Here is a 24,117-nt window from a genome sequence, read left to right on the forward strand (position 1 = left end):
ACCGCTTTAGACTCTACTGGGCTAGTTATCAGCATCTGAACTCTACTGGGCATAACCCAGGAGCGGAGCCGTTTTTGGACGCGGGCGGAAACACCCCTCTAATATGACTACTGCCGACGATGTCGCCGGGAATCCCTACGCCGAGGACCCCTCGACCGAATTTGCGCCCCCCGAGGACATCGACGAAGCGACGGCCCGGAAGCAAGCCGACCGGTTGCGCGAGGCGATCCGCTATCACGACTACCGGTACTACGTCGAGAACGACCCGGCCATCGGCGACCGGGCCTACGACGCGCTGTTTGCCCGACTTCGGACGCTCGAATCGGCGTTCGACCTCGACACCGACGGCAGTCCGACCCAGCGCGTCGGCGGCGAACCGCTGGATGAACTCCCCGAGGTCGAACACGTCGCCAGGATGGGCTCTATCGACCAGGGCGGCGAGGAAGCGGACGCCCGGGAGTTCGACGAGCGGGTCCGCGATTCCCTCGACACTGACGAGGTCCAGTACTTCTGCGAGCCGAAGTTCGACGGGCTCTCCGTCGAGATCGTCTACGAGGACGGCGTCTATCAGCGCGCCGCGACCCGCGGCGACGGCGAGGTCGGCGAGGACGTGACCGAGAACGTCCGCACTATCGCCAGCGTCCCACAGCGCCTTCGGGGTGACTACCCCGACTCCCTGGCCGTCCGCGGCGAGGTGTACATCCCACGAGACGCCTTCACGGCGTTCAACCGCGAGCGCGTCGAGCGCGGCGAGGACCCCTTCGCGAACCCACGCAACGCCGCCGCCGGGACGCTCCGCCAGCTTGACCCCTCGGTGACCGCAGAGCGTCCCCTCTCGGTCTTCTTCTTCGGCGTGCTCGATGCCTCCGTGGACTTCGAGAGCCACAGCGAGATGCACGAGCGGTTCCCCGAGTGGGGGCTCCGGGTGTGTGACCGGACCGCTGTCGTCGATGACATCGACGCGGCCATCGACTACCGGAACGACCAGCTTGCTGCGCGCGACGACCTCGACTACGAGATCGACGGCGTCGTCATCAAGGTCGACGACATGGCCGCCTGCGAGGCACTCGGATCGACCTCGCGCGCCCCTCGCTGGGCCTTCGCCTACAAGTTCCCGGCCCGCAAGGAGGAGACCACTGTTCGAGACATCGTCGTCCAGGTCGGTCGCACGGGCCGCCTCACGCCCGTCGCACTCATGGACCCCGTCGAGGTCGGCGGCGTCACCGTCTCGCGGGCCTCGCTGCACAACCCCTCGCTCGTCGAAGAGCTGGGCGTCGATATCGGCGGCCGCGTCCGCATCAAGCGGGCTGGCGATGTCATTCCGGATGTCGTCGAAGTGCTTGACGACGACGGCGACGGCCACTTCGAGTTCCCCGCGACCTGCCCGGCCTGTGACAGTCCGGTCGAGCGCGACGGTCCGATGGCGTTCTGCACCGGCGGGCTCACCTGCCCCGCCCAACGCGAGCGAAGCGTCGAGCACTACGCCAGCCGCGACGCGCTGGACATCGAGGGGCTGGGCGAGAAAGCCGTCAAGCAACTGCTGGACGCCGGCCTCGTCTCGGACCCTGCGGACCTGTACGAACTCACCGTCGCGGCCCTCACCGACCTGGAGGGGTGGGGCGAGACCAGTGCCCGGAACCTCGTCGAAGAGATGGACGACGCCCGGGAGCCGCCGCTCGCGGATTTCCTCGTCGCGCTGGGCATCCCCGAAGTCGGGACTGTCACGGCGCGCAACCTCGCCCAGCCGTTCGGCACGTTTGCGGCGATACTGGATGCCGCCGACGACGGTGATACCGACGCGTTCGAGGCCGTTCCAGATGTCGGTCCGACCGTCGCGCGCTCCATCGTCGAGTTCTTCGAGGGCGAGGGCAACCGCGCCGTCATCGACCGCCTGCGCGACCACGTCGACCCGCAGGCCGCCGAGGAGACCGGTGGTGACGCGCTGGCGGGACAGACCTTCGTTTTCACCGGCTCCCTCGACGGCTACACCCGCAGTGACGCGCAGGACCTGGTCGAACGACACGGCGGGTCAGCGACCAGCAGCGTCTCCGGCAACACGGACTATCTGGTGCTCGGTGACAACCCAGGCCAGCGAAAACAGGACGACGCGGACGAACACGGCGTCGAGACGCTCAACGAGACCGAGTTCGAGGAACTGCTAGAACGGCACGGCGTGCTATAGGTCAGCCTCGTTGAATATCCGGTAGCCCAGGAAGAGTGGGAACGCACACCAGAACAGGAGCACGAGGACTGGGACCGGATCCGAGAGGTACCACGGGACGGAGTCCTGCAGCACCTGTGCCGCGAGCTGCTCTTTCTGTGTCGGCAGGAACCCACCCAGTCCTCTGAACATCGCTATCCGGGCCTCTCTGGCGGACATGCTGCCCGACAGTGAGTTCAGTAGCGTGTTGTACGAGGCGATCGGACTCACCAGCTTTACGAACAGTTCGACTTTCAGCGCCGTCGCCTGTTCGACGCTCGCGTGTTCCTGCAACAGCGTGAAGATGCCCCCCGCTGCTCGGTCCCAGATGAGATACAGATACACCCAGACCCCGGCGGCGACCATCAGTGAGCGCCTCGTCGTCGAAGTCGCCGCGGACGCGCCCAGCGACAGCCCGACGAACGCCAGCGCCAGCAACAGGCTGACGACCGTCAGGGCAGCGAGGTTACTGAGATCCAGGTCCGAGCCGAGTTCCGGGAGGATGACCAGCGTTTGCAACACGATGACCGCAGCTAGCGGCGTCGCAATGGCGATGAACCGACCAAACAGCTTGCCAACGATCACGTCCCTGCGCGTGTACGGCAGCGACAGCAGTAGCTTCAGGGAGCCGTTCTGGCGTTCGCCGGACAGTGCGGCGTACGCGAGCGCGATAGCGGTCAGGGGAACGAGAACTGAGAGGATCTGGGGTGTCAGGGTTATCAGAATGGCTGACGCGCCCTGTGCTGATCCTCCGAGGTCCGTATAGAGGATGACGACCGGCGGGAAGACCATCACGCCGACGTACAGCAGTGACAGCAGGAGCAGCGCCCGCGTCCGGATCGAGTCGGCGAACTCCTTTTTGACGATTGGGTACCAGTCGGCGAACTCGGAGTTCTTGATGCTCGTATCCACGTCCCCTACGAATCGCTTGACGGGGTTCTGTTCGGTACTCATGCGTCGACCTCCTGTTCTTGTTCGCCCTGTGCTTCGGTGTAGGCCGCGAACACCTCATCGAGCGAGGCTTCTTCGGTGTCGAAGTTCGCGACTTCGCGGCCGTTCTCCTCGATGGCGTTGAGGACGGCCATCTTCGCGTCGCCGTCGCAGGTGACCGAGAGCGTGTTTCCGTCCGCGGTCACCCCCGACACCGCGTCGATGCCCTCGATCGCCGCAATCACGTCGTCGGTGCCGTCGCCGTCGGCCAGGGTCACGCGGAGGACGGTGTCCCCGGCGGCGGCCTCACGAAGGCCGGCGACGCTGTCTTTCGCGATCAGGCGGCCGTTCTGGAGGATGCCGACCGTGTCACAGACGGCCTCGACCTGGCCGAGGATGTGACTGGAGAAGAAGACGGTCGCGCCGCGTTCGTTCTCCTCGCGGATGAGTTCCCGCATCAGCCGCGCCCCGTTCGGGTCGAGGCCGGTCGTCGGCTCGTCGAGGATGAGGAGGTCGGGCTCGCCGACGAGCGCCATCGCCAGCACGAGGCGCTGTTGCATCCCCTTCGAGTAGCCGCCGGCCTTGCGGTCGATGGCGTCGGCGATGCCGACCCGCTCGGCGAGTTCGTCGGGATCGTCGTCGGCGTCTTTCGATTCAATCACAAATGAGAGGTGCTGGCGACCGGTGAGCCGGTCGTACACGTCGTAGCCTTCGGGGAGGACACCAGTGCGGGCACGGATCTGCTTCGGTTCTTCGTGGATGTCGTGGCCGAGCACCGTCGCCGACCCGTCGGTCGCGCGGACGAAATCCAGGAGGATGTTGATCGTCGTCGACTTCCCGGCCCCGTTCGGGCCGAGGAAGCCGAAGATTTCGCCCTCCTCGACGGTGAGGTCGACCCCTTGCAGCGCGGTGAGACTCCCGAACTGCTTGGTGACGCCATCCAGTTCAATCGCAGCCATACGGCCGGTTTGTGACGGCCGCGTGTATAGTCTTTCGTGTTCCAGTTATCAATCAGAAAAGTCAGCGCGCGGTCTCAGCCCGTCTCGTGGCCGTTTACACCTCAGCGTCGGGCTCGTGGCGCTCGGCCATCCGTTGGGCCTCCGTGGCGTAGCGCTCCCGCGTCTCCTCGTCGTTGACGGGTTCGAGCCGTTCGTGTTCAACGTCGATGGCCGCTGTGATCCGTTTGCGCCTGAGCAGGTTCGGCGAGAGCTGTTTGGTCAGGTGGCGGTCGCCCGCCGGGGGTGCGTAGATGAGCGTCACCATGCGCTCGTCGCCGAAACTGGAGCGTTCGACCAGCCAGCACTGGACCGTCTCTTCGTCGTCGGTCATTGCTGTTGGGTTGCTCCGCCGGCGGTTTATATCTTACAACCAGCTGGTGCTCCTCGGTACAGCAACTACTGTGACGATGACAGGCACCCCGTCCCCGTCACTGACAGCAGATTTATACCCACAGCCACGGGACGATACGGTAATCCGACGTGGTCTCCGACGACTCGCCCTTCGACGACGTATCGGCAGATAGGGATTACCTCAGGGTCCTGCTCACTGCCGTCTGTGTCGTCGCCGTGGTGCTAGCGACGGCGACGCTTCCGATTCTGTCCCCCGGTGGGACACAGAGCCCGATGGAGTCCCTCGTCCCCCTCCCCCAGGAAAACCCGTTCGGGGAGGCCGGGGGGACCTCGACCGGCGGCAGCGGGGGGCAACTCGGCGCGTTGAACCCGGGGAGCCAGACCAGCGTGGGCGGCTCGCTCGACGGCGGCGACAGCCCGTATCAGTCTCAGAACACGGAGCCACATTTCACCGTCACAAGTTCCGAACCGGCGTATTGGCGGACCGGCGCGTACGAAACGTACACCGGCACGGGCTGGGACGGGCGTTCGGACCCGCAGGCCTACGAGGGGGCGATGGCGGTCGACGGGATGGCCGACACGACGGTCGACTACGAGGTCCGACTGGCCAGGTCAGCCACGTCGCTGCCGACCGTCTGGCGGCCGAAGTCTGTCTCGCGCGAGAACGTGATGGTCACCGAATACGGCGCGGTTACGTCCGAGCGGCCGCTGCCCCCCGGAACGACCTACAGCGCGACCAGCGTGACGCCGCCCGACGACCCCGAGGTGTTGCAGACGAGCGGGCGGGACTACCCCGACGAAATCGAATCGCGCTACACGGGCGTGCCGGCGTCGACCTCGGCACAGGTCGGTCCCTTCACTGACCGCCTCACCGAAGACAGTGACTCGCCCTACGAAACGGCGGTGACAATCGAGCAGTGGCTAGAGGCGAACAAGAACTACTCACTGAACGTCAGCCAGCCGCCCGAGGACGACGTGGCCTCGGAGTTCATCTTCCAGATGGACGAGGGGTACTGCGAGTACTTCGCCACCTCGATGACGGTGATGCTGCGGAGCCAGGACATCCCGGCGCGGTACGTCGTCGGCTACTCGACCGGCGAGCAGACCGGCCAGAACCGGTACACTGTCCGCGGGATGAACGCCCACGCGTGGGTCGAGGTGTACTTCGAGGGTGTCGGCTGGGTGCAGTTCGACCCGACGCCGGGCCAGGAACGGCTCGAAGGGGAACAGCAGGCGATGCAAAACAACAGTCAGGAATACAGCGCCGCGGAATCTGGCAGCCCGGACGAGGAGTTCGCTGTCGGCACGCCGACGGGCGCGACGCCAACCGAGGAGACAGCGACCGGCGGGGACGGCCAGCAGTCACAGAACGACGAAAGCGAGGGCACCGAAACGGGTGTCGACGGAACTGGTGACAGCGACGGACCCAGCGACTCGGGCGATGGGCAGACCGTTTCTCAGTCCGGCGAGTTCGTCGTCGAACTCAACCGGACGGCGACCCCGGGTGCGGCGGTGGCAGCGACGGTGACCCGCAACGGTGCGCCGGTCGAGGGCGCTGACGTGTCCTTCAACGGCAAGCCGGTCGGCACGACGGGGCCGGACGGCACCGTTTCCGGGACGGTCCCCTACGATGAGGAACTGACGATAGCCGTCGATGCACCCGGCGACGAGGCATCGCTCACCGCGCCGTCGGTGCCGCGTGACAGCGGGCGCTCGTTCGCTGTCGCCGGCCCGCAGGCCCAGCAGTCGACGAACGCGAGCTACGAACTGAACACCACCGCGTCGGTGAGCCTCACTGGCGAGCAGGTCACCGGCGGCGAGGTGACCGTCACCGCGACTGTCGATGGCGTGCCGGTGCGGGACGGCGACGTACTGGTCGACGGCGAGCAGGTGGCGACGACGGACCGGCAGGGACGCGCAACGGTCACACTCCTGACCCAGCCCGGTAACGTCTCGGTTGCCGTCGAGCGCGACGCTGTCAGCGGCAACACGACCGTTTCGCTTGAACAGCTCTCGATAGCAACGTCGCCGACGCTGCCCCTGGCGCTACCGGTGGCCGGCCAGACGGTGAACGCGACAATGGGCGGCGAGCCTGTCACGAACGCGACAGTCGCGGTCGGCGGGGAGCCGACGGCCCGGACTGGTGCGAACGGCCACACGACGGTCGGCCTCCCGCTCGCGTCCAGCGCCACCGTGTCGGTCTCGAAGTACGGGCAGACGGCCACGACGACCGTCGGCGGGCTGTTCGTCAACGCCGCGGGCGTGCTGGCTGTCTTGGGCGTCTTCCTTGGCGGGACGGTCGTCGGCGCTCGTCGCCGAAACGTCACGCCGGGAACGCTGTTGGATTGGATGCGGGCCGCACACGAACTCGCCGTCAGCACGCTGGTGGGGCTGGCCGTGGTGTTCGACGACCTGCTGGGCCGCTTTCGCACGCGACTCGAACGCACTGTCACGGCGCTCCGGGATCTGCTCGCCGGCCGTCGGTCGCCGGGTGCGCTGCTCGACGCGCTGCGGGCGTGGCTCGATGTACGTCTCTCGGCGGCCGAAGACGCGGCCAGCGAGGCGGTGGCGGCCGTCTCCGCGAGCGAATCCAGCGAGAACGACGGGACGCCCGCGGCCCGCGTCACCATCCGCGAAGCGTGGACGCGCTTCCTGACCCACGTCTCGCTCCGGCGGTACTGGACGCGGACGCCGGGCGAGATCGCGACCCACGCCATCGAAAGGGACGGGCTCCCGCCGGCCGCGGTTCGGACGGTTCGGGACGCGTTCCGGGCGGTTGAGTACGGTCAGCGGGACCCACAGGAGCACGTGGCACCCGTCGAGGACGCGATCCGCACCATCGAAGCGGCCGCCGGATCACAGCAACCCGATGAGGCCGGCGATACCGATGACGCGACGGAGGGGCGGCCCTGATGCGCCTGCGAACGGTCGTCTTCGGGACTGTGGGGCTGCTGGCGACCGCTGTCGCGGTCTCCCTCGTGTTCGCTCCGACTGTTGCTGGCGAGTCGCTGGCTACCGTGTTCGGTAGCGCTGATCCCACGACCATCCTCCTCGCCGGGAGCCTGATTATCGGTGTCTGTGCGGCGTTTGCGGGCTGGTTCGCCGGACTCTTCGGCGGTGGCTCGCCGACAGCCTTCGACGTGGCTGTCGACAGTCCGCCCGAGGCCGTGACAGCGACGGAGAGCCAGCTGGTCGCCGCCGACATCGACGCGGCTATCGACGACGCCGTTGCGGGCGACGACGCGGCGATGGACACCGTCACCGAGCGACTCGCTACGGCGGCGACGACGGCTTACGCCATCGGAGCCGGCGTCTCGCGGGAGGCCGCCGGCCAGGCGGTGCGGGCGGGGACCTGGACTGACGACGGCGTCGCGGCGGCGCTGCTCGCGCCGGATGAACCGCAGTCGCTGCTGGCCCGACTACGCCTGTGGCTCGACCCGGAGAGCGAGCGCCGCCGCCGCATCCGCCGGACGGTCGACGCCATCGAGCGGGTGTCGGGGGGTGAGCGCTGACAATGCACCGCCGCATGCGGCGCTGGAGCGGCGGCCTCGCGGCCGCGCTGTTTCTCGTCAGCGTCTCGCTGCTGACCGCCGAGCCGCTGTTGCTCGCGGCGACCGCGATTCCGCTCAGCTACGTCGCTTACGGCGCACTGTCGCGGGTGCCGGCAGGGACCGACCTGCAGGCGGCCCGCTCCGTCTCCGACGCCCAGCCGACGCCCGGCGAACCCGTTGAGGTGGAACTCACTCTCACGAACACCGGCGACAGCTCACTGACCGACGTGCGGGTCATTGACGGCGTGCCCGAGGAACTGGCCATCATCGAAGGGTCGCCGCGGTGCTGTACCTCCCTGCGGCCAAACGAGAGCGCGACGCTGTCCTACGCCGTGATGGCAAAGCGCGGGACCTACACGTTCGACGCCGCCGCGGTGCGGGTGCGGACGCTGTCGGCCAGCGACGAGGTGACTGTCGACCTGCCAGTGGCCGGCGACGGGACGCTGACCTGCTCGAACACCGTTTCCGAGGTGCCGATGGCCGACGCGACGCTCCCGCGGGCGGGGACGCTCCCGACCGACACCGGGGGCAGCGGGCTGGAGTTCCACTCGACGCGGAGCTACCAGCCCGGGGACCCGGTCAACCGCATCGACTGGCGGCGTTACGCCAAGACCGACGAGCTGACGACCATCGACTACCGGGAGGAACAGGCCGTCAGGACGGTGCTGGTCGTCGACGCCCGGCCGCCGGCCCGCGTGACGCCCGAGCCGGGGTTCCCGACCGGCGCCGAACTGTCGGCCTACGCCGCCGAGCGCCTGTTCGACGCCCTCTCTCGGACCAGTGTCGTCGCAAGCGTCTGTGCCGTCGGTTTGGCCCCGGAAGACGTGCCCGGCGGGCTCGGCCCCGACGGACTGGCGTGGGTCGACGCTTCGGGCGGTCACGCGGCCGCCCACGCGAGACAGGTGTTCGACAGCGTAGGCCGGGCCGCGGCCCGGCAGTCGGCTGCCGACGCGGCCGGTGACGCTGACGTGTCCGAGGACACCCCTCCGGAGCAGCCTCGCGGGAGCGACATGCAGGTGACGACGGCCGACGGCGGCACAGTCGAGGACCCGGCCCTGCTCGCCGTACTCGCCCGACTGCCGCCGACCGCGCAGGTGGTCGTGTTCTCGCCGGCCGCCGACGACTGGCCCGTCTCGCTGGTGTCGTCACTCGCGGTCCGTGACTACCCGACGACGCTCGTGAGCCCGTCGCTGGCCCGCGGAGACTCGCTTGGCGCGGCCGTCGCCGGCACCGAGCGCACCGCCCGAATCCAGCGGGCCGAACTGGCTGGCGCGACCGTCATCGACTGGGACCTCGACAGCCCCATCGACGTGGCGCTGCGGGCCTCGCTTGCGGACCTGTTCAGCGTGTAACCATGGACGACCACACCACACTCTCGACCCGGATGCCCTCGACCAGTCTCGTGACCGTCGTCGGCGTGACGGCGCTGCTGGTCGCGGGACTGCTGGGAACCGTCTCAGCCGACCGGGCCGCGCTCGTCGGTGCGGCAACCGGTGTCCTGCTGGCGCTGTCGCTGTGGTTGAGCGGCTGGGACCGCTGGCAGGCGGCCGGCAGCGTCCTGGCAAGCGTCCTCGTGTTGCCGGTCGCCGTCGGGTTCTCGGTCGCCAGCCTCGGCGCAGTCGTCGTGCTGGGTGCCGAACTGTTTCCGGTCTCCTCGCAGGCCGGCGTCCGCCCCGCGGTCGTCACGCTGCTGTCGCAGGTCTTCGTCGTCCTCGGCTGCCTGACCGCCGTCTTCGGTGCGAGTGCGGCCACCCGCGGCGTCGTCGACACCGAGCGGGTGGCGACCTATGGCGGCGTCGTCGTGCGGACGACCGTCGTTCCCTTCGCCGTCGCCCTGGCGCTGTTCACGCGGGGGGCCGTCGACTACCTGCAGTCAAACGCCGGGACGCCGGGCGTCCAGCAACTGACCGGCGAGGTCCTCACTCGGGTGCTTGGGCCGGTGTTCGACCCGGTGCCCGGGCGGACGCACATCGCCATTTTCAGTCTGTTGCTCGCACTCGCCGCCGCGGCGCTGGCCCGGGGCGTCGATTCCCTGCCGCTGGCTGAACTCGTCCCGGAGACGAGCGACGCGCCCGACATCGGCAGGGCCGTCGACGCCGCTGAGCGAACGTTCCGATGGACGGGGCGACTTGCCCTGTTGATAGCCCCCGTCGCCGGGCTGGTCGAACTGGCTCTCGGCCAGCAGGTGCTCGCCGGCGCGCTCCCGGGCGGGCTGTACGACCTCGTCGTCGCAGTCACGGCCGCACCGGGTCTCCGGGGTCCCCTCTGGTGGCTGTTCCTCGGGGGGATGGCCGTCTCGGTGACCGTCTGGTTCCTGCGGCGGGCGGTCCAGAGTTCGGCCGACCGCGTCGGGACCGTCCTCGCGCCCTACGTCGGCGGCGGCGTCATCACGCTCGCCGCGGTGGTGGTCGCGGGGCCGGCGATTGGTGCTATCGAGACGGCGCTCCGGGCAACCCCGGCCGCGGCGGCCGTCGAACAGGTCCTTGTCCCGATACTGGACGTGTACGGCCCCGAGACTGTCACGCTAGCGCTGGTTGTCGCGGCGTTGTTTTCGGTCATCAGTGCAACCGGACAGCTGTGGCTGCTGTTGGCAGCGAACTACCTACGCGAGCGGACGGCCGGCGTCACGCTCGCTGCGGCCGGCCTGTTCAGTGCCAGCGCCTTCGCCGCGACGCTTGCCACCCCGACGTGGCTGGTACTCGCGGGCCTTGTCGGTGCCGTCGTCGTCTGGGACGCCGGCTCTTTCGGGACGACGCTCGGACACGAGGCCGGAGCCGGGGCCGCGACGCGCCGCACTGAACTCGTCCACACCGGCGGGACCGTCGCAGTCGGCGGTATCGGCGCGGCGGCGACGCTCGGCTTGTCTGGCGTCGCTCGGGGCGCTATCGTCGTGGAACCGTCCGTCGCTGTGGCGGGCCTCGTGGTCTGTCTCGTCGCCGTGCTGGCGCTGGTGGCTGCGATACGATAGGGTGGCACCGAACAAGCCTTTGTGCAGTGCTGTCAAGCCAACAGTATGACTGCGCGGTCCCCACGCGAACGAGTCAGAGACAACGCGACGGCACTCGCTTCGCTGGCCGTCACGGGATTCTGGCTCGCAGCCATGTTCACCGGCCAGGAGTGGTGGCTCGTGGCGCTGCTCGTCGGCTACGTTGTGGTCGTTCCGCTGGTCGAACTGCTGTACGGCGATGCGGACGAAGACGAGGCGGTGGCGGAAGCGAGCGTCGACGAGACAGAGACGCCCCGGGCGTCATCAGCCGACACCGACGAGACGCCGCTGGAGCGCCTCCGTCGACGGTACGCCGAGGGGGAACTGACCGACGAACAGTTCGAGCGAAAGCTGGAGCGATTACTCGAAACGGAGACGCTGGAGGATATCGAAGACGATGCGGCAGTCCGAGACAAAGCGCGGGAGCGACAGCACGAGACCGAGGAGACGTGAACTCAGGGGCTGACGGCCGGCACCTCGACGCGGTCCAGCACATCGTCAACGACGGTCGCCGGGTCGACGCCACGGACGCCCGCGTCGGCGGTCAGGACGAGTCGGTGGGCGAATGCCTCCTCGACGACGGTCTTCACGTCGTCGGGGACGGCGTAGTCGCGGCCGTCAAGCACTGCGGCGGCGCGGGTCGCCTCGAACAGCCGCTGGATGCCACGCGGCGAGACGCCGACCTCGACGCGGTCATCCTCGCGGGTGGCCCGGCCCAGTTCGACGACGTAGTCCCGGAGCGTGCCGTCGACGGTGACCGTTTCGACAGTTCGCTGGAGCGCCGGGAGGCGGTCGCCGTCGATGACGCTGGTGACGCTCGGGGCCTGAGCCGTCCGGTCGGCGCGGCGGTCGATGAGTTCGCGCTCGCCGCCGAAGTCGGGGTACCCCATTGACGTTTTCACGATGAAGCGGTCCCGTTGCGCCTCTGGCAGGCCGAAGGTTCCCTCCTGCTCGACGGGGTTCTGCGTGGCGATGACGAAAAACGGCTCCGGGAGGTCGTGGGTCACGCCGTCGACGGTCACCTGTTTCTCGCCCATCGCCTCAAGCAACGCGGCCTGGGTCTTTGGCGGCGCGCGGTTGATCTCGTCGGCCAGCACGACGTTGGCGAAGACGGGGCCGGGCTGGAAGTCGAACTCCCCGGTGGCCTCGTTGAACACGTTCGAGCCGGTGATATCCGACGGCAGGAGGTCCGGGGTGAACTGCACCCGCTTGAAGGAGAGGTCAAGCGCCGTCGCGAACGACTGGGCGGTGAGCGTCTTCCCCGTGCCTGGCACGTCTTCCAGCAGGACGTGGCCTCTGGCGAGAATCCCGGTCATGACGGTTTCGAGGAAGTGGTCGTCGGCGATGACGGCACTGCCGACGGCGTCGAGGATCTGTCGGCTGGTTCGTCCGGCAGTGTCGTGGTCCATACCGGCGTGTAGACAGCCACCGACAAATACTCTCTCCATCGGTTTCGCCGGACGACGGACTGTTGCCGTGGCACACCATCACAATCAGAGAGTATTGCCGTAACTCTGAGTTATAGATAGCTGGAGATATATGCATACTGCACATGACTAACGACTACGGATTCGGGACGCGCTGTGTCCACGCCGGCCAGGAGGAGCCGGACCCGGCGACGGGGGCACGCGCGCCGCCCATTTATCAGACCTCCTCGTACGTCTTCGAGGACGCCGACACTGCGGCCGACCGGTACGCCCTGGAGGACGATGGCAACGTCTACTCGCGGTTCGACAATCCGACGGTCCGGATGCTCGAAAACCGTATCGCCTCGCTCGAAAACGCCGTCGACGCCGTTGCGACGGGCTCGGGGATGGCCGCGCTCGACGCCGGGACGTTCGTCCTCGCGGCCAACGGCGACAACATCGTGACGGCCTCCTCCATCTACGGCGGCACCCACTCCTACTATTCCAATACCGCCAGCCGCCGGGGCATCGAGACCCGCTTCGTCGACACGCTCGACCCGGAGGCCTACGCCGCGGCCATCGATGAGGACACGGCCTACGTCCACTTCGAGACCATCGGGAACCCCTCGCTCGTGACCCCGCCGATGGAGGAGATTTCCGAGGTCGCTCACGACCACGGCGTCCCCGTCTTCGTCGACAACACGTTCGGGACGCCGGCGCTCTGTAACCCGCTCGACCACGGCGTGGACCTCCTCTGGGAGTCGACGACGAAGTGGATCCACGGCTCCGGGACGACCGTCGGCGGCGTCCTCGTTGACGGCGGCTCGTTCCCCTGGGACGAGTACCCCGAGAAGTTCCCGGAACTGGGCGGCGAGAACGAGGCTTTCGGGAAGAACTTCACCGATGCCTTCGGCGACCGCGCCTTCTCTGTCGCCGCTCGCCAGCGCGCCCTCCGCTCGCTGGGCGACGGCCAGAAGCCGTTCGACGCCTGGGCGACCCTCCAGGGGACGGAGACGCTCTCCTTGCGGATGGAACGCCACTGCGAGAACGCGATGACGGTCGCACAGCACCTCGACGACCACCCCGAGGTCGCCTGGGTCACCTATCCCGGGCTGGAGAGCCACGAGACTCACGACCTGGCACAGCAGTACCTCTCCGGCGGGTTCGGCGGTATCGTCACCTTCGGGCTGGAAGAGGGATATGATGCCGGCCGGCGGTTCTGTGAGGAGACCGAACTCGCGCAGTTCCTCGCCAACATCGGCGACGCGAAGACGCTGGTCATCCACCCGGCCTCGACCACTCACGCCCAGCTCAGTGAGGAAGAACAGCGCGCCAGCGGCGTGACGCCGGACCTCCTCCGGTTCAGCGTCGGCATCGAGGACCCGGAAGACATCATCGGGGACATCGACGCCACAATCGACCGCGTGACATGAACGTCGACCACGACACCGTCTCGCTTGGCGAGTTCGAGTTCGACTCCGGGGAGACGATTCCGGAGCTCGAAATCACCTACGAAGCCTACGGGGAGTTTGACGGCGACAACGCGGTGCTGATCTGTCACGCGCTGACCGGGAGCGCCCACGTCGCGGGCCGCGACCGCGTCGACAGCGCCGACCAGGCCCGTGCCTGGTGGGACGACATCGTCGGCCCGGGCAAGGCCATCGACACCACGGAGTACTACGTCGTCTGCGCGAACGTGCCGGGCTCCTGTTACGGCTCCACGGGGCCGAAAAGCGAGAACCCGGAGACGGGCGAGCCTTACGGCACCGACTTCCCGCCGGTGACCGTCGGCGACTGGACCGAGGCCCAGCGCGCCCTGCTGGACGAACTCGGCATTCCGCACCTCCACGCCGTCGTCGGCGGCAGCGTCGGCGGCATGAACGTCCTCGAGTGGGCCAAGCGCCACCCGGACCACGTCGACCGCATCGTCCCTATCGCCGCCGCCGCGCGACTGGATACGCAGTGTCTCGCGCTGGATGCCATCGCCCGCCGGGCCATCACAACCGACCCGAACTGGAACCAGGGCCACTACTACGGCGAGGACGACGAGCCGCCCAGCGACGGCCTGGCGCTGGCCCGCCAACTGGGCCACGTGATGTACCTCTCGAAGGCGTCGATGGAGCGCCGCTTCGGCCGCCGCGCCGCCGGCAGGGACGCCGTCCGCACGTTCCCCACGGACGCCGCGGGCGCGTTCTTCCCGTACCGCGACGTGGAGTCGTATCTCGATTACAACGCCGAGAAGTTCACCGAACGCTTCGACGCCAACAGCTACCTCTATCTGACGCGGGCAATGGACAACTACGACCTCGCCGCCGGGTTCGAGTCCGACGCGGACGCGCTGGCGGCGTTCAACGGCGACACGCTCGTGATGTCGTTTACCGCCGACTGGCACTTCACCACCCAGCAGGCGGAGGCACTGGCCGACTCGCTCAGAGAGGCCGAGGCGAACGTGGCCCACCACGTCATCGACTCCGATCACGGCCACGACGCGTTCCTCGTCGAACCGGACAACGTCGGCCCGCCGCTGTCTGACTTCCTCGACGCCGGCGTCGATGGCAAGGCCGTCACCGATTCGGTGGTCGAGGACTCCCAGGAGAGCGACTTCGCGCCGGTCCACAACAGCCTCTTCTCGCGGTAGCGCTGCGGGCGTGCTGTTTGCCGACGTGCGTGTAAGACCGTCTGTCGGGTGTGAGCATGCCGTTCGTCGATTCGGCTCGCTAATCATGCATAACTCGCTACACGCTAGCATTTATCATATTTCGCTCCGACTAGCTCTATGTATGGCTGACATGACCACGAACATCGAAAGCGAGGAGTATTCGTTCGGACAGACGGTGTACGACGAGGACGGCACCGAACTCGGTACTATCCGCGGGTTCGACGAACACGGGTTCTACGTCACGGTCGAGGACGGCATCGAGGCGCTGTCGAGCGAGCACCTCAGCGCAGGGGCCGCGGGCGGGGCCGAACTGATGTGGCGCTGTTGGGAATGCGGCGAGATGGGGCAAATCGAGGATATCCCTGACGAGTGTCCATCCTGCAACGCGCCCAAAGAGGACATCTACTACTGGCAGGAAGACTGAAATTACACCCGCTCGAACCGGTCGGCGACGGCCATCCCGACCGCTTCCCGCACCGTCTCAATGGCCGACGGCGGGAGCGAGAACCGGAGCGTCGTCCAGTCACGTTCCAGAATCGCTCGCCCGTCGTCGTCATAGACGACCACGTACACCAGCGTCTCACCATGGACTCGCGCCAGTGCGTCGAACGTCTCCGCCGTCATCGGGACCGTCCCGGTGGTGTGGGTGTCGGTCGCTGAAACGTCGGTGTGGCCCGCAAGCGTCTCGACGGCGAATCGCTCGCCCCCGGGGTTGTCTCGCCGCCCGATACCGAGGTGGACGAACGCTGCTTCCGGTGTCCGCGGGGACGCGTCCAGCACCGCCGCGAGCAGGTCCAGCCCGACCGCTTCGTCGGGGTCGGACAGTTCGAAGCGCCGTGTGGTTTCGTCCTGGGGCCAGGTCGGTCCCGGCTCAACGCCGTCACCGATGCCCGCCCACGCCGTGACGATTGTCTCGGTCAGCCGGTCGATACCGATCTCGTCGATGGCCCGAACTACCGCCTCGGCGTCGTCGGAGTCGCCCATGCCCTTCCTTCATGACTCGCGGCCAAGTGCGTGCTGATTTCGCCCGCCGGTGATGGGTTTTTGTCCGGGCCGAACGTGCCCGTCGGTATGGATATCGTCGTCGTCGGGGCCGGGAGCCTCGGCAGCCTCGTCGGTGGCCTGCTCGCCCGCGAACACGACGTGACGCTCGTAGGCCGGGAGCCACACGTGCGCACCGTCACCGAGAACGGGCTCTCGGTCGTCGGCACCGAGCAGTTTCGGGTCCGGCCGACCGCACAGACGACGATCCCGACCAGTACCGATCTCGCGCTGGTGACGGTCAAGGCCTACGACACCGCTGGCGTAGCGGCTGCCCTCGCGGACTGCACTCTCGATGCCTGCCTCTCGCTCCAGAACGGGATGGGCAACGAAGCGCAGTTGGCCGCCGAACTCGACTGTCCGGTGCTCGCGGGGACGTGTTCCTACGGCGCACGCCTTCGAGAACCGGGCACTGTCGCGTTCACTGGCCGCGGCGATGTCGTGCTGGGGGACCGCAACGGCGGTCGGTCCGCGGTCGCCGACGACATCGGCACGGCATTCCGTGCGGCCGGCATCGAGACGACCGTCGCAGCGGACATGCCGACCCGCCTCTGGGAGAAGCTCGCGGTCAACGCCGGCATCAACGCCGTGACGGCACTGGCTCGCGTGGAGAACGGCGCGCTCGCCGACTCGCCGGCCGACGCCCTCGCCGCGGACGCCGCACGGGAGACGGCCGCTGTCGCCCGCGAGCAGGGTATCGACCTCTCCGGTGAGCGTGCGGTTTCGCTCGTCGAGGCGGTCGTCCACGACACCGCCGCTAACCATTCGTCGATGTATCAGGACATCTCTGCCGGCCAGCAAACGGAAATCGACGCCATCAACGGCTACGTCGTCGACACCGCGACGGAACCGGTGCCCGTGAACGAGACGCTGACCGGTCTCGTCCGTACGTGGGAACGGCACCGCGAGCGGTAGGGTCGTCGGCACTCGACGCGAGAGGTGAGCGGGATATCGGTGGCTGACGGACGCTTCGGGCATGACACAACGACTAAATAAGTGTCACCTATGGTCTCGCATATGATCGGACAAACCGCGGTACAGCCTCTCGAACTGCCGCGTATCGATGCCAATGGGAATAGTTCACGTACCACAGCGTGGAGGGTACTGGAATGACAGCGGACGACGCGGGCGGGAACCGCATCGTCGACTACGAACTGTTCGAGGTCCCCCCGCGGTGGCTCTTCCTGCGATTGGAGACCGCTGACGGCACCGTCGGCTGGGGCGAACCCGTCGTCGAAGGGCGGGCCCACACCGTACGTGCCGCCGTCGAAGAACTGCTGGAGGGGTATCTCATCGGGGAGAACCCCGAAAACATCCAGGACCACTGGCAGGCGATGTACCGCGGCGGGTTCTACCGCGGCGGCCCGGTCTTGATGTCCGCCATCGCCGGCATCGATCAGGCGCTGTGGGACATCAAGGGGAAGCAACTCGGCGCGCCGGTCCACCAGCTCCTGGGCGGCCAGGCCCGGGACCGGATTCGGGTGTACCAGTGGATCGGCGGCGACGAACCCTCCGATGTGGCCGACGCCGCCCGCGAGCAGGTCGAGGCCGGCTTCACGGCGCTGAAGATGAACGCGACGCCGGAGATCGAGCGCGTCGACAACCCGGCCACGGTCGAGGCCGCCGCGACCCGCCTCCGGGAGGTCAGGGAGGCCGTCGGCCCGGAAGTCGACATCGGCGTCGACTTCCACGGCCGCGTCACGAAGCCGATGGTCAAACGGCTTGCGTCCGCGATGGAGCCCTACGAACCGATGTTCATCGAGGAGCCGGTGTTGCCCGAACACAACGACGCACTGCCGGCGCTTGCGGCCCACACCGATATCCCGATTGCGACCGGTGAGCGGATGTACTCGCGGTGGGACTACAAAGAGGTCTTCGAGGACGGTGCCGTCGACGTAATCCAGCCGGACCTCTCCCACGCCGGTGGCATCACCGAGGTGTACAAGATCGCGTCGATGGCCGAGGCCTACGACGTAGCGATGGCCCCGCACTGCCCGCTCGGGCCGGTCGCGCTGGCGTCGTGTGTGCAGATCGACGCCTGCTCGCCCAATGCCCTCATCCAGGAGCAGAGCATCGACATCCACTACAACGAGACCTCGGACGTGTTGGACTACCTGGCTGACCCGTCGGTGTTCGACTACGAGGACGGCTTTGTCACCGTTCCCACGGACCCCGGCCTCGGCATCGAGATCGACGAGTCGTTCGTCCGCGAGCAGTCTCAGCAGGATGTCGACTGGCACAACCCGGTCTGGCGACACGACGACGGCAGCGTCGCCGAGTGGTAGCCAGGCAGCGATTCCGTACTGTCGACCGGCTAGTTATCCGTGCCATCGCCCGTGAGACCGCCACGGGCACGCCAAAGGAAAGGGCTCATATCCCGCGCCCGATACGTACCTGTATGGCCTCGTCAACGTCGTGGAAGCGCGATTTCGCGAGCGGCCTCATCGTCCTGTTGCCCCTGCTGGTGACGATTTACGTCATTCTCTATCTCTACTCGATCCTCGTGTCCGCGGCCATCATCCCGCCGATCGACAGCGAGCTACTGGCGGCGCTTGGCCTGCCCTCCGGGGCCGCTGCTGAGGAACTCGCTCGGGTGTTCACGACGCTGATAATCTTCATCCTCATCGTGTTCTCCATCGGCTATCTGATGCGGACGGCCTTCGGCGACATCGTCGAACGGGCCATCGACGACGCGATGAACCAGGTCCCCGGGCTGCGGGTCGTGTACAACGCCTCGAAGATGGCGGTCGAAACGGCCGTCTCGGGGACCGGCGAACTCCAGGCACCGGTGAAACTCGAAGTGTGGGACGGGATGCGGATGACGGCGTTCAAAACCGGCCAGACGACAGACGACGGCCGCGACGTGCTTTTCCTGCCGACTGCGCCGAACATCACGACCGGCTACGTCGTCGAGGTCAAACCCAACCGCTACGAGGAAGTCGACGAGCGGGTCGAAGAAGCACTGACGCGCATCCTCAGTGCCGGCTTCGGCGATACGGACCACAGCAACGCCACGCCGATCCCGGTCGCAGACGAGGACGAACTCGCGGACGACTAACTAGCAGTCAGCGCGCCGTCAGATGTAGCGGAACCACTCTTCGCGGTCGCCGCTCTCGATCACGTCGAAGAAGGCCGACTGGATGTCGTCGGTGACCGGTCCTTTCGTCCCCTCGCCGATCTCGTTGTCGTCGACGCTCCGTATCGGGGTGACCTCGGCCGCAGTGCCGGTGAAGAACAGTTCGTCGGCGGTGTACAGTTCGCCACGGGAGATGGTCGCTTCCTCGTGGACGGTGTAGCCCATCTCCTCGGCGAGCGTGATCGCGGTGTTGCGGGTGATGCCTTCGAGGATGCTCTCGGCCAGTCCGGGCGTGTAGATCTCGCCATCTCGGACCATGAAGATGTTTTCGCCGGGGCCTTCGGCGACGTTGCCCTCCTTGTTCAGGACGATGGCCTCGGTGTAGCCGTTCCGGCGGGCCTCCTCGCCGGCGAGCATGCTGTTGACGTACAGTCCAGTCGTCTTGATGTTGGTCGGAATCTGGCTAGAGGCGTGCTTGCGCCAGGACGACACCATCACGTCGACGCCCTCCTCCAGGGCTTCCTCGCCCAGATACGCGCCCCACGGCCAGGCCGCGATGGTGGTCTTCGTCGGGCAGTTCTTCGGGCTCACGCCCAGCGAGTCGAAGCCGTAGTAGACGATGGGGCGGATGTAACAGGATTCGAACCCCTCCGTCTCGATGAGTTCCGTCGTCGCCTCGGTGAGTTCGTCCTTGCTGAACTCGATGTCGAGGTCGTACGGTTTCGCGGATTTGTACAGGCGGTCGAGGTGCTCCTCCCAGCGGAAGATAGCCGGCCCCTGCTCGGTGTCGTAACAGCGGACACCCTCGAAGACGCCGGTGCCGTAGTGCAGCGCGTGGGTGAGGACGTGGGTCTGTGCGTCCTCGAAGTCGACGAACTCGCCGTCCATCCAGATGCGGTCGGCCCCCTCGAACATCTCCGGGCGGTCGCTCATCGCACGACCACCCCGGTGAGTCGGCAGTCACGGTGCCCGCGGGTGATGCCCCCTGCTGTCTCGTCGTGTGTCATATCTACTCCATTGCTTTCCGTGTTTAAGAGTGTTGACGGTCCGCGGGAATTTCGTCACGGGAGCAGCAGTACTACATCGCCCCTCGACAGCCGACGGGTCAGTCGAACCGCTCTAGCAGGCTTGCGCCTTCGACGTACACCAGTCCCTCGCGCTCGGCGTAGGCCTGCGCCGCCGCCGGGGGCAGCGCCGCGCCGGTCTCGTCGTCCAACATCTCACAGACGACGGCGGCCTCGGGCTGGTCGGCCGCGGCCGCGAGCGCGAGCGCGAGTTCGGTGTGGCCCTCGCGGTCGGCCAGACCATCCGGGGCCGCTCGAAGAAGGTGGACGTGGCCTGGGGACCGGAACGCCTCGCTGAAAGCGTCGGGGTCGGGGTCCGCCGCGACGGTGGCCAGTTCTCGAATCGTCAGCGAGCGGTCGTCGTCCGTGATGCCGGTGAACGTGTCGCGGTGGTTCACCGTTAGCGAGAACGAGGAGCGTTCGTCGTAGGCGAGGTCGTGGTCGGCCGCCGTCGGGTGGCCGAGCACGTCCTGCATGAACGGCAGCTCCAGCGCCTCGGCGACGCGGTCCGAGAGCGCGACGCAGACGAGCCCCCCGGCGTCGTTTCGCATCCGAGCGACGGCCTCGGTGGTGACGGCACCGGCCGGATAGACGAGGTCGGTTTCGCCTTCGCGGTCGGCGGCGTCGTGGATCAACACCGGTTCGCCGCGGGCGAAGGCGGCGACGGCGTCGGCGACGCTGTCTCCGTCGACGGCGGCGTCCTCACTCCGAGACATGCACGATCACCTCGTCACCGTCGGCCAGTTCCAGCACTTCGCGGAGCTTTTCGGGCGCAATCACTTCGAGCTGCGCCTCGTCGTGGTGGGTCCGCTCCGGTGCGATAACGTGGGCCGGCTCGTACTCGCCGTCGCTGCCCTCTATCGAAGCGGGGTAGCAGTACGCGGGGCCGTACGTCCGCTCGTCGTCCTCCCAGCCTTCGATGGTGACGGGCTCGATGGCGCTCATCCGCGCTCGCTTGCGGACGCTTTCGGCCGTGAGTTCGAGGTTGAGCGTGCCCGCGAACGGCTCGTACCCCAGCCGCTCGATGAACTGTTCCATGTAGCCCGGTAGCGTGATGTAGTGACGGCCCTCCCCCATCCCGGAGGTGACGACGCCGGCCAGATCGACGCTCGCGTCGGACTCGAAGATCCGCCGATAATCGGCGTACTCGGACTGGAGGCGGCGCTCTCCGTCGTCGGTCAGTTCGATTTCCTGTCCGTCGCTCACGATGTTCCGGGTCAGTAACCCGGCGTCTTCGAGCCGCTGGAGCCGCCGCGAGGCGGTCTGGTTCGAGGCGTCAAGCCGTTCGGCGAGAGCGGCACAGGACACCTTCGTCGATTCGTCGAGCGCACCGTCGAGGGCGAGCAGTTTCAGCGTCGCCAGCTCGTCCCGACCGACGCCCTGTCCCGTTGATTCAGCCATGCAATGAGCTACGGATTCCCGCCGGATAAGCATACCGAATGTGGAATGCATTCCATATTTGGAACGGTCACAAACTCGGAACGCGTTGGCAGAAAACGCACTTATTACTAGGCGGCCGGATACGTTTCAATGCGCTGGCTCACACGTTCGGGCCCTTTTATATCGGTGTAACGGTGGTGCTAACGCTCACTCAGTACTCAACGAGGGGATCCTGCTCCCAGAACTCGCTCGACTTCTCCAGTTTCGGGACCCACGTGTTCTCGTCCTCGGCGAGCATCGCCACGCGGGAGTCCTCGACCTCCTTCAGCACGTCGTGGTCGGGAAGGTACTCGCCCATCTCTCGGGTGAACTCCCGAACCTCGCTGTGGTCGGGCATCGAATCCCGGTCCAGACGGCCCCGCGAGTGGCCGACGTGCATGTACGCCTTCATCTCGACGAAGTCCGCGTCGGCCCGGTCACACATCGCCGCGTACCACTCTGGGTGGTGCATGTTGTGGCCCTTGACCAGCGTCGTCCGGATGACGGTGCGGGTGTCGTCCTTCTCGGCCAGCACGTCCAGCGTATCGATAAGCGAGTCCCACGCGTCGTCTTCCATCGCCTGGACTGTCGAATCGAACGTCTGGCGGTCGGCAGCGTCGACGGAGACGTACAGTTGCGTCGGGTCACACCGTTCCAGCATCTCCGTGTTGGTCCCGTTGGAGACGAGGAACGTGGTGATGTCGCGGTCGTGGAACTCCTCGATGAGTTCCGGCAGGTGTGGGTACAGTGTGGGTTCGCCGTCAAGCGAGATAGCGACGTGGCGGGGCTCCATCGCCTGGTCGAACACCTCGCGCGGGACCTCGTCGTTGCCGCCGAAGCCGGAGAGGAGTTTCCGCTGGAGCTCCACGGAGGCGTCGGCGACAGCGGCGGGGTCGTCCCACTCCACGTCGCCGAGTTCGTAGGCGTGGCCGGCGTGGTCCCGCCAGCAGAAGACACAGCGCTCGTTGCACTTGACGACCGGCGTCATCTGGATGCAGCGGTGGGACTCGATGCCGTAGAAAATGTACTTGTAACACTTGCCTTCCCCGCGCATGGCGTTTTTCGTCCAGCCGCAGGTCTGGGCGGCCGTGTGGTTCTCGCTGTGGTAGGCCGGGTCCGAGACCTGCTTCGGACCGCCGTCGGCGTCACTCATTGCTATCGGCTTCGACAGCCAGCGGCAAAAACTCCCGGATGTTGTGCGTCAGCCGCGATACGTCCGGACTTCGCTGTCTAGCCGCTCACGTCAGCTTGACGATGGGGTTGCTCATGTGGTGGCCGACGACGTTGCCGTTCTCCATGATTCGGTCGTAGCCGTCGTCGTCGACTTCGATCCGCGTTTCGCTGTCCTTCTGCATCAGATAGAGTGTTTTGTTCATACACCTGTGGATGCCCCTGATAGGCAAGACCAGAACTACTAGGTGTATAGATACGCGCTGTGACGTATACTATATGTATCAAAACCCGTCGAAAATGTATCTCAGCCGGAAGATTTTGGGGCTTCGACGTTGAGGGCTCTAGTATGGGTGTGATTGACACGGTCTCCGAGCTGTTCGGCTCCGGGGACCAGCACTACCGGTTCCGCTGTGGCGACTGCGGGACCGAGTTCGCACAGCGCGCGGCGACGGTTGAGGACCTGACCTGCCCGGAGTGTGGCGCTGGGGCGGTGCGGCCAGCGGAAGCGGCGTGAGGCTGGGGAGCCAGTACGCCGCCCGCCTCAGCGGCCCAGGTCGTAGAACTCGTCGTTCGGGCGGATGTCGGCGAGCTGTGCCAGGCGGTTCGAGAGGTTGAAGAAGGCGGCGACGCTGCCGATATCCCAGATAGCGCGGCGGCTGTAACCGTACTCTTCCAGCCGTTCGAGGTCCGCGTTTTCGATACGGGCTGGCGATTCGGTCAGTTTCACCGCGAAATCAAGCATCGCCCTGTGTGTCTCGTTGATGTCGGCCGTGCGGTGGTTCGCGGCGACCTGCTCGGCGAGCTTCGGTGCGTCGGCGTAGATACGCAGCAGCGCGCCGTGGGCCACGATGCAGTAGAGGCAGTCGTTGACGCCGCTGACGGCGACGATAATCATCTCGATTTCTTCCCGTTCCAGCGCTGTCTCCTCGACTAGCGCGTCGTGATACGCGAAAAACGCCCGGAAGTGCGACGGGCGATACGCCATCGCTGGGAAGATGTTCGGCGTGAAGCCGGCGCGGTCGGTCTCCTCGGCGATCCGGTCCTGCAGGTCTTCGGGAAGGTCGTCTACATCCGGGGCTTCGAATCGACCCATCACCGTGTCGGAGTCTACCATGACACACATGTCCGCCCGGCCTCGGCTTGAAAGTTCGCCGCCTGTCTGGTCATGGCCGCCGAGAGCCGGCGTATAGCTCTTGGGGGGACGTGGTGCCGGATCGAACAGCCCCGCCGTCGCTTTCGTCACCCGTGCGGATATTTCGGATG

24 protein-coding genes are annotated in these 24,117 nt (G+C 66.8%); 13 read left to right on the forward strand and 11 right to left on the reverse strand.

The genetic code is table 11. The annotated features are described in order from the left end of the window. Positions 1-103 precede the first annotated feature (103 nt). On the forward strand, positions 104-2,182 hold the full coding sequence (gene ligA / locus NDI54_RS10390; protein WP_310896381.1) for an NAD-dependent DNA ligase LigA: 2,079 nt from the start codon (positions 104-106) through the stop codon (positions 2,180-2,182). Here the strand turns inward: ligA and NDI54_RS10395 are convergent. The 3 genes from NDI54_RS10395 to NDI54_RS10405 form a co-directional block, all read right to left on the reverse strand. Beyond that, entirely contained in the window at positions 2,177-3,154 is a 978-nt protein-coding gene (locus NDI54_RS10395) for an ABC transporter permease (RefSeq protein ID WP_310896382.1), read from the reverse strand. The genes ligA and NDI54_RS10395 overlap by 6 nt on opposite strands. After that, on the reverse strand, positions 3,151-4,089 hold the full coding sequence (locus NDI54_RS10400) for an ABC transporter ATP-binding protein (protein ID WP_310896383.1): 939 nt from the start codon (positions 4,087-4,089) through the stop codon (positions 3,151-3,153). The genes NDI54_RS10395 and NDI54_RS10400 overlap by 4 nt, the downstream gene beginning before the upstream one ends. A 94-nt stretch (positions 4,090-4,183) precedes the next feature. Continuing rightward, positions 4,184-4,459, reverse strand: a complete 276-nt coding sequence (locus NDI54_RS10405; protein WP_310896384.1) for a hypothetical protein — start codon at positions 4,457-4,459, stop codon at positions 4,184-4,186. A 149-nt stretch (positions 4,460-4,608) separates the two neighbouring features. Between NDI54_RS10405 and NDI54_RS10410 the strand changes: the two genes are divergently transcribed. Genes NDI54_RS10410 through NDI54_RS10430 form a run of 5 tightly spaced genes read left to right on the forward strand, consistent with a single transcriptional unit; the run spans position 4,609 to position 11,469 of the window. Continuing rightward, entirely contained in the window at positions 4,609-7,392 is a 2,784-nt protein-coding gene (locus NDI54_RS10410) for a transglutaminase TgpA family protein (protein WP_310896385.1), read from the forward strand. Then, a complete protein-coding gene (locus tag NDI54_RS10415; protein WP_310896386.1) occupies positions 7,392-7,991 on the forward strand; it encodes a DUF7269 family protein in 600 nt (199 codons plus the stop codon). Before NDI54_RS10410 ends, NDI54_RS10415 begins: the two co-directional genes overlap by 1 nt. Positions 7,992-7,993: 2 nt before the next feature. Further along, on the forward strand, positions 7,994-9,382 hold the full coding sequence (locus NDI54_RS10420) for a DUF58 domain-containing protein (RefSeq protein WP_310896387.1): 1,389 nt from the start codon (positions 7,994-7,996) through the stop codon (positions 9,380-9,382). 2 nt (positions 9,383-9,384) lie between these two features. Then, positions 9,385-10,998, forward strand: a complete 1,614-nt coding sequence (locus NDI54_RS10425) for a DUF7519 family protein (protein ID WP_310896388.1) — start codon at positions 9,385-9,387, stop codon at positions 10,996-10,998. Between the two features lie 45 nt (positions 10,999-11,043). Beyond that, a complete protein-coding gene (locus NDI54_RS10430) occupies positions 11,044-11,469 on the forward strand; it encodes an SHOCT domain-containing protein (RefSeq protein ID WP_310896389.1) in 426 nt (141 codons plus the stop codon). A 2-nt stretch (positions 11,470-11,471) separates the two neighbouring features. On the opposite strand, the gene NDI54_RS10435 is transcribed toward NDI54_RS10430, so the two are convergent. After that, complete coding sequence (locus NDI54_RS10435; RefSeq protein ID WP_310896390.1) at positions 11,472-12,425, reverse strand: AAA family ATPase; 954 nt, start codon at positions 12,423-12,425, stop codon at positions 11,472-11,474. Between the two features lie 143 nt (positions 12,426-12,568). Between NDI54_RS10435 and NDI54_RS10440 the strand changes: the two genes are divergently transcribed. The 3 genes from NDI54_RS10440 to NDI54_RS10450 all read left to right on the forward strand — a co-directional run bounded on the left by NDI54_RS10440 (position 12,569) and on the right by NDI54_RS10450 (position 15,505). Next, on the forward strand, positions 12,569-13,855 hold the full coding sequence (locus NDI54_RS10440; protein WP_310896391.1) for an O-acetylhomoserine aminocarboxypropyltransferase/cysteine synthase family protein: 1,287 nt from the start codon (positions 12,569-12,571) through the stop codon (positions 13,853-13,855). After that, the gene (gene metX / locus NDI54_RS10445; RefSeq protein ID WP_310896392.1) at positions 13,852-15,060 is read left to right on the forward strand and encodes a homoserine O-acetyltransferase MetX; all 1,209 of its coding nucleotides are present in this window, start codon (positions 13,852-13,854) and stop codon (positions 15,058-15,060) included. The genes NDI54_RS10440 and metX overlap by 4 nt, the downstream gene beginning before the upstream one ends. Before the next feature lie 142 nt (positions 15,061-15,202). Further along, a complete protein-coding gene (locus NDI54_RS10450) occupies positions 15,203-15,505 on the forward strand; it encodes a DUF7130 family rubredoxin-like protein (RefSeq protein ID WP_310896393.1) in 303 nt (100 codons plus the stop codon). Between the two features lie 2 nt (positions 15,506-15,507). Here NDI54_RS10450 and NDI54_RS10455 read toward each other — a convergent pair whose 3' ends face one another. Beyond that, positions 15,508-16,065 (reverse strand): hypothetical protein, encoded by a 558-nt coding sequence (locus NDI54_RS10455; protein WP_310896394.1) that lies wholly within the window; start codon positions 16,063-16,065, stop codon positions 15,508-15,510. An 87-nt stretch (positions 16,066-16,152) separates the two neighbouring features. Between NDI54_RS10455 and NDI54_RS10460 the strand changes: the two genes are divergently transcribed. From NDI54_RS10460 to NDI54_RS10470, 3 genes are all read left to right on the forward strand, one after another. Continuing rightward, complete coding sequence (locus NDI54_RS10460; protein ID WP_310896395.1) at positions 16,153-17,037, forward strand: ketopantoate reductase family protein; 885 nt, start codon at positions 16,153-16,155, stop codon at positions 17,035-17,037. 194 nt (positions 17,038-17,231) lie between these two features. Continuing rightward, entirely contained in the window at positions 17,232-18,407 is a 1,176-nt protein-coding gene (gene dgoD / locus NDI54_RS10465) for a galactonate dehydratase (protein ID WP_310896396.1), read from the forward strand. 113 nt (positions 18,408-18,520) lie between these two features. Continuing rightward, on the forward strand, positions 18,521-19,180 hold the full coding sequence (locus NDI54_RS10470) for a DUF502 domain-containing protein (protein WP_310896397.1): 660 nt from the start codon (positions 18,521-18,523) through the stop codon (positions 19,178-19,180). Between the two features lie 18 nt (positions 19,181-19,198). Here the strand turns inward: NDI54_RS10470 and NDI54_RS10475 are convergent, their stop codons facing one another. From NDI54_RS10475 to NDI54_RS10495, 5 genes are all read right to left on the reverse strand, one after another. Further along, positions 19,199-20,131: a branched-chain amino acid transaminase gene (locus NDI54_RS10475; RefSeq protein ID WP_310896398.1), complete on the reverse strand. Its 933-nt coding sequence runs from the start codon at positions 20,129-20,131 to the stop codon at positions 19,199-19,201. 172 nt (positions 20,132-20,303) lie between these two features. Then, on the reverse strand, positions 20,304-20,978 hold the full coding sequence (gene ribB / locus NDI54_RS10480; protein WP_310896399.1) for a 3,4-dihydroxy-2-butanone-4-phosphate synthase: 675 nt from the start codon (positions 20,976-20,978) through the stop codon (positions 20,304-20,306). Then, the gene (locus NDI54_RS10485) at positions 20,965-21,663 is read right to left on the reverse strand and encodes a DUF120 domain-containing protein (protein WP_310896400.1); all 699 of its coding nucleotides are present in this window, start codon (positions 21,661-21,663) and stop codon (positions 20,965-20,967) included. Before NDI54_RS10485 ends, ribB begins: the two co-directional genes overlap by 14 nt. Before the next feature lie 190 nt (positions 21,664-21,853). After that, positions 21,854-22,834 (reverse strand): 4-demethylwyosine synthase TYW1, encoded by a 981-nt coding sequence (gene twy1, locus NDI54_RS10490; RefSeq protein ID WP_310896401.1) that lies wholly within the window; start codon positions 22,832-22,834, stop codon positions 21,854-21,856. An 85-nt stretch (positions 22,835-22,919) separates the two neighbouring features. Then, positions 22,920-23,057 (reverse strand): hypothetical protein, encoded by a 138-nt coding sequence (locus NDI54_RS10495; RefSeq protein WP_004964745.1) that lies wholly within the window; start codon positions 23,055-23,057, stop codon positions 22,920-22,922. Between the two features lie 143 nt (positions 23,058-23,200). Here NDI54_RS10495 and NDI54_RS10500 point away from each other — a divergent pair, with 143 nt between their 5' ends. After that, positions 23,201-23,368, forward strand: coding sequence for an FmdB family zinc ribbon protein (locus NDI54_RS10500; protein WP_310896402.1), 168 nt, complete (start codon positions 23,201-23,203; stop codon positions 23,366-23,368). A gap of 27 nt (positions 23,369-23,395) precedes the next feature. Here NDI54_RS10500 and NDI54_RS10505 read toward each other — a convergent pair whose 3' ends face one another. After that, on the reverse strand, positions 23,396-23,968 hold the full coding sequence (locus NDI54_RS10505; RefSeq protein WP_310896403.1) for a peroxidase-related enzyme: 573 nt from the start codon (positions 23,966-23,968) through the stop codon (positions 23,396-23,398). Between the last annotated feature and the right edge of the window lie 149 nt (positions 23,969-24,117).

The sequence above is a fragment of the Haloarcula terrestris genome, assembly GCF_031624315.1.
In the GTDB taxonomy this organism is placed as follows: Archaea; Halobacteriota; Halobacteria; order Halobacteriales; family Haloarculaceae; genus Haloarcula; species Haloarcula terrestris.

What these genes read in the sequence shown, in the direction of transcription:
- NDI54_RS10425 (WP_310896388.1), top strand. Translation starts at nt 9,385, where the DNA reads ATGGACGACCACACCACACTCTCGACCCGGATGCCCTCGACCAGTCTC.
- metX (WP_310896392.1), top strand. Translation starts at nt 13,852, where the DNA reads ATGAACGTCGACCACGACACCGTCTCGCTTGGCGAGTTCGAGTTCGAC.
- ribB (WP_310896399.1), bottom strand. Translation starts at nt 20,978, where the DNA reads ATGTCTCGGAGTGAGGACGCCGCCGTCGACGGAGACAGCGTCGCCGAC.
- NDI54_RS10470 (WP_310896397.1), top strand. Translation starts at nt 18,521, where the DNA reads ATGGCCTCGTCAACGTCGTGGAAGCGCGATTTCGCGAGCGGCCTCATC.
- NDI54_RS10440 (WP_310896391.1), top strand. Translation starts at nt 12,569, where the DNA reads ATGACTAACGACTACGGATTCGGGACGCGCTGTGTCCACGCCGGCCAG.
- NDI54_RS10415 (WP_310896386.1), top strand. Translation starts at nt 7,392, where the DNA reads ATGCGCCTGCGAACGGTCGTCTTCGGGACTGTGGGGCTGCTGGCGACC.
- NDI54_RS10400 (WP_310896383.1), bottom strand. Translation starts at nt 4,089, where the DNA reads ATGGCTGCGATTGAACTGGATGGCGTCACCAAGCAGTTCGGGAGTCTC.
- NDI54_RS10495 (WP_004964745.1), bottom strand. Translation starts at nt 23,057, where the DNA reads ATGAACAAAACACTCTATCTGATGCAGAAGGACAGCGAAACGCGGATC.
- NDI54_RS10450 (WP_310896393.1), top strand. Translation starts at nt 15,203, where the DNA reads ATGGCTGACATGACCACGAACATCGAAAGCGAGGAGTATTCGTTCGGA.
- NDI54_RS10420 (WP_310896387.1), top strand. Translation starts at nt 7,994, where the DNA reads ATGCACCGCCGCATGCGGCGCTGGAGCGGCGGCCTCGCGGCCGCGCTG.
- NDI54_RS10505 (WP_310896403.1), bottom strand. Translation starts at nt 23,968, where the DNA reads ATGGTAGACTCCGACACGGTGATGGGTCGATTCGAAGCCCCGGATGTA.
- NDI54_RS10435 (WP_310896390.1), bottom strand. Translation starts at nt 12,425, where the DNA reads ATGGACCACGACACTGCCGGACGAACCAGCCGACAGATCCTCGACGCC.
- ligA (WP_310896381.1), top strand. Translation starts at nt 104, where the DNA reads ATGACTACTGCCGACGATGTCGCCGGGAATCCCTACGCCGAGGACCCC.
- NDI54_RS10430 (WP_310896389.1), top strand. Translation starts at nt 11,044, where the DNA reads ATGACTGCGCGGTCCCCACGCGAACGAGTCAGAGACAACGCGACGGCA.
- NDI54_RS10455 (WP_310896394.1), bottom strand. Translation starts at nt 16,065, where the DNA reads ATGGGCGACTCCGACGACGCCGAGGCGGTAGTTCGGGCCATCGACGAG.
- NDI54_RS10500 (WP_310896402.1), top strand. Translation starts at nt 23,201, where the DNA reads ATGGGTGTGATTGACACGGTCTCCGAGCTGTTCGGCTCCGGGGACCAG.
- twy1 (WP_310896401.1), bottom strand. Translation starts at nt 22,834, where the DNA reads ATGAGTGACGCCGACGGCGGTCCGAAGCAGGTCTCGGACCCGGCCTAC.
- NDI54_RS10395 (WP_310896382.1), bottom strand. Translation starts at nt 3,154, where the DNA reads ATGAGTACCGAACAGAACCCCGTCAAGCGATTCGTAGGGGACGTGGAT.
- NDI54_RS10460 (WP_310896395.1), top strand. Translation starts at nt 16,153, where the DNA reads ATGGATATCGTCGTCGTCGGGGCCGGGAGCCTCGGCAGCCTCGTCGGT.
- NDI54_RS10405 (WP_310896384.1), bottom strand. Translation starts at nt 4,459, where the DNA reads ATGACCGACGACGAAGAGACGGTCCAGTGCTGGCTGGTCGAACGCTCC.
- NDI54_RS10485 (WP_310896400.1), bottom strand. Translation starts at nt 21,663, where the DNA reads ATGGCTGAATCAACGGGACAGGGCGTCGGTCGGGACGAGCTGGCGACG.
- dgoD (WP_310896396.1), top strand. Translation starts at nt 17,232, where the DNA reads ATGACAGCGGACGACGCGGGCGGGAACCGCATCGTCGACTACGAACTG.
- NDI54_RS10475 (WP_310896398.1), bottom strand. Translation starts at nt 20,131, where the DNA reads ATGAGCGACCGCCCGGAGATGTTCGAGGGGGCCGACCGCATCTGGATG.